Genomic DNA, 3,245 nt, shown 5'->3' with positions numbered 1-3,245 from the left:
ACATTCCTCACAACCTAGAGTAACCAGTCAGCACGGAAAGTGACCTTCGCGCAGCCCTGGTCCGCAGGCCTGATCGGCATCTTCGCGCCGCCCGGACCGGTAATCCGGCCGGGCCGATGGCACCAATCGGGAGGCGCCGTAATCGGCGGTTAATGAGCCGCATCACTCATTCCGTCGCTGGGAGGGCCCGCCACCGCAGCCCGATCGTCTCGGCGGGCGCCGTACTGCCGAATGAGCCCGCGAAATGTGCAGCGCTGACGCCTGCGCCGAGACACCCCGAATCCGGCTTTGTGCCGGCCTATACCTTGTGCTGTCCCTGGCCCGGCCGGCTTGATCCGACCGGGCACCGACCCAAATACCACCCATGGGCCGGCAATGGGCTCGAAAGGGCCCGTCCCCGCATTGGTGGACGGTCACGCGCAGGCCCGGACAGGAACAGAGACGGTGAGGAATGAGAAGAAGCCTGCGTTCATTCGCCGCGGCGGGGGCATCCTGAGCCAGGTCCGCCGCGGTGGGGTGGACCCGTGCACGCCGACGCCAGGCGTCGACCGCAGCAAGATCAGCCTCGGCATGCTGTACTCCAGCTCGCCGTACGCCGGCGACCCCAGCGCGCTGTTCCGCGCCGGGGTGGACGCCCGCCTCGGCGAGCAGAACGCCAAGGGCGGGATCAACGGACGCCGGCTCTCCTACAGCGTCGAGGACGACGAGGCGGCCCCGGAGCTCAACGCCGTCGGCGGGCGCGTCCTGGCGCAGCGTGACCAGGCGCTCAGCATCCTCCAGTTCAGCGTGGCGGCCGTCGGGTCGGCAAAGTCGCTGGAATCCACCGGGGTTCCCGTCGTCGACGGGCAGATCACCGATCCGTCGCTGTCGCCGCGCTCGAACGTGTTCGGCTACTCCCGGCCGACGGTGGAGGAACCCGCCTCCAGTGGCTGGGGCGAGTTCCTCGCCAACCGGGGCGCGCAGCGCGCGGTCACGGTGTCCCTCGAGCTGTCCTCGGCCACCCGGTCGATGGCCCGCGCCGCCGAGAAGAGTGTGCGCGCCGCCGGCTTGAAGGTCGCGGACAACCTCCAGGTCCCGAGCGGGCCCTTCGACGCCGACCAGTTCGCCGACCAGGTCCGCGACTCCGGCGCCGACAGCCTCATCGCCTTCGTCCCGGCGCCGAACTTCTACCAGATCGTCGCCGCGGTGCAGGACGCCGACCTCGGCCTCAAGGCGATCCTGGGCAACCCGACCAGCTACGACCGCAGTCAGCTCGCCCGGGTCGGGGACTCCGCCGCAGGGGCGTACGCGTTCCTCGACTACACGCCGTTCGAGCTCAGCACCCCGGCGCACCGGCGGTTCCTCGCCGCGATGGCCGCCTACGCGCCGCAGGCCGCCGCGCTGCCGGACGGCACCGCGCTGATCGGCTGGATCAGCGCCGACCTGTTACTGCGCGGGATCGCCGCCGGCGGCGTCTGCCCGACCCGTGCGGGTGCGCTGGCTGGCCTGCGCCACCAGACCCACTCCGACGCCGACGGGCTGCTGCCGGCGCCGATCAACCTGAGCAAGGGCGTGTCCGACATCGCGCCCTGCTACGACTACGTGCAGGTGACGCCGGACGGCAAGAAGTTCGTCCTGGTGCCCGGCAAGCCGCGGTGCGGGCGGATCCTGCGGGCCGGGTGACCACGCCCGCGCGAACAGCCGGGTTCCCGCCGCGGCCCTCAGGTCAGGCCGACGGCAGGAACCCGGCGCGTCGCGGCGTCACACCGCGGTCAGCAGGTCGGGCAGCCACCGGTCATGCGGTCGGCCACGTACCCCAGTAGTAGAAGCCGGGGTGCCATTCCTTGGGATGCCAGACCTTGGGGAAGTAGTGGTGGTGCCACGAGTAACCGGGAATCCAGTAGCCGGGCTCCCAGTATCCGGGGTGGAAGATCCGGTACTGCCCCTTGTGATCCTTGGAGCCTTCGTGCGGCTTTTCCACCGCCTTCGGAGGCGGCACGGGCGTGGTGGCGGCCGGACCTGGGCCTGCCGGTGACGGCGTGGCCGCGCCGGCAGGCGCGGCCACCAGGAAGGCGGCGAAGGCGAGGACGACAACCAGGACCAGAGATCTGCAACGCTTGATGATTTTCATGGCCATCCCTTCGGCAGATGCGCCGTCACGACACCCCAACCGTTCGGATCTCCCGTCGGGAAACCCTCCCCGGCGCGCTTACTGAATACCCTCACCACGCTCCGCACAACCGTCGGTACGCCACGTCGTCGTCGCTGCGCGAACCGCATTGTCCGCCGTTTGAAACCCTGCTATTGCCCGAGCCTGGACCGATGCCTCCGAAATCGGCGGAAGAGCGGTCTTTCTCTGTTCCCTGCGCCGGACGCGCCCCGCTCGCGCGGCCCCGGGACACATGACCACGCCACATCTGGGTACATACTCATCACTCTGGGTAATTCATGCATCCCGGCGGGACCGTGGATCTTGTCGCGAGCCGGAGCAGTCCGGGCCGACATTCCGGGAAGGTCGATGATGGCGACGCTCACCCCACCTGCAGATCGCACCGACTTCGCGGACGCCGACCGCGGTTTCCTCGGCGCGCTGCACCCCTGCGTGGTCCGGGACGCCACCGGCCGGGTCGTCTGGGACAACGACGCCTTCGACTTCCTCGACCGGGATCGCTCACCGACGGTGCACCCGCACCTCTGGCGGCAGGCACGGCTGTGCGCGAAGCAGGCCCTCGACTGCTCGACGCGCCCGACCCCGCGTTCGCCATCGTGACCCCCTGAGCCACCCGGGCCGCCGATCAGGCCTCGGGATCCGAGCTATGTGGCCCGCTCCTTGTCGCCCTGAGGCCGCAGGGTTCTGATCCGCCCAGGGGAATTGACGATCTCCCCGAGGGTTTCGGCGGCGCTGTGGCGCGCGGCCGCCTCGATGGAGGTATCCACAACAAGATGGCGCAACGTGGAGACGCTGGCGGCATGATTGGCCGGTCCGGTAGTGGCGAAGGCCCGAGCGATTTCTCGGCATTGGTCCGGGTCGGCGAGTGGGGTGGTATTTCGGTGTTCGAGGGCTGTTGCTGCAGCGACGCGGTGTGAACTGTCGAGCCGAGCCAGCTCATAGAGGACCATGGTGTGTTCGAATCCCGCCGCGGCGCCGTTGCCGAGAAGGTCGCGCCGGAGTACCCGGGCGGCGGTGCGGTGTTTTCCGCCGTAGCCGCCGAGCAGCGTTGCCGCGTGGCGCCGATCGGACGGGGAAAGCGATGTGTCGGCAGCTA

At 69.5% G+C, this 3,245-nt stretch carries 4 protein-coding genes; 2 read left to right on the top strand and 2 right to left on the bottom strand.

The features are described from left to right. Positions 1–444 precede the first annotated feature (444 nt). Positions 445–1,662, top strand: coding sequence for an ABC transporter substrate-binding protein (locus G6R25_RS22805; RefSeq protein WP_235949471.1), 1,218 nt, complete (start codon positions 445–447; stop codon positions 1,660–1,662). Positions 1,663–1,774: 112 nt separating this feature from the next. Here the strand turns inward: G6R25_RS22805 and G6R25_RS22800 are convergent, their stop codons facing one another. Next, positions 1,775–2,110: a hypothetical protein gene (locus tag G6R25_RS22800; RefSeq protein WP_163554515.1), complete on the bottom strand. Its 336-nt coding sequence runs from the start codon at positions 2,108–2,110 to the stop codon at positions 1,775–1,777. 390 nt (positions 2,111–2,500) lie between these two features. Here G6R25_RS22800 and G6R25_RS22795 point away from each other — a divergent pair, with 390 nt between their 5' ends. Continuing rightward, entirely contained in the window at positions 2,501–2,749 is a 249-nt protein-coding gene (locus G6R25_RS22795) for a hypothetical protein (RefSeq protein ID WP_205447371.1), read from the top strand. Between the two features lie 44 nt (positions 2,750–2,793). Here G6R25_RS22795 and G6R25_RS22790 read toward each other — a convergent pair. Next, the coding region (locus tag G6R25_RS22790; protein ID WP_163554514.1) for a hypothetical protein at positions 2,794–3,245 on the bottom strand (452 nt) is incomplete at its 5' end.

The organism is Candidatus Frankia alpina, from assembly GCF_902806485.1.
GTDB lineage: Bacteria > Actinomycetota > Actinomycetes > Frankiales > Frankiaceae > Frankia > Frankia alpina.
This window is presented reverse-complemented; position numbering and strand designations above follow the sequence as displayed.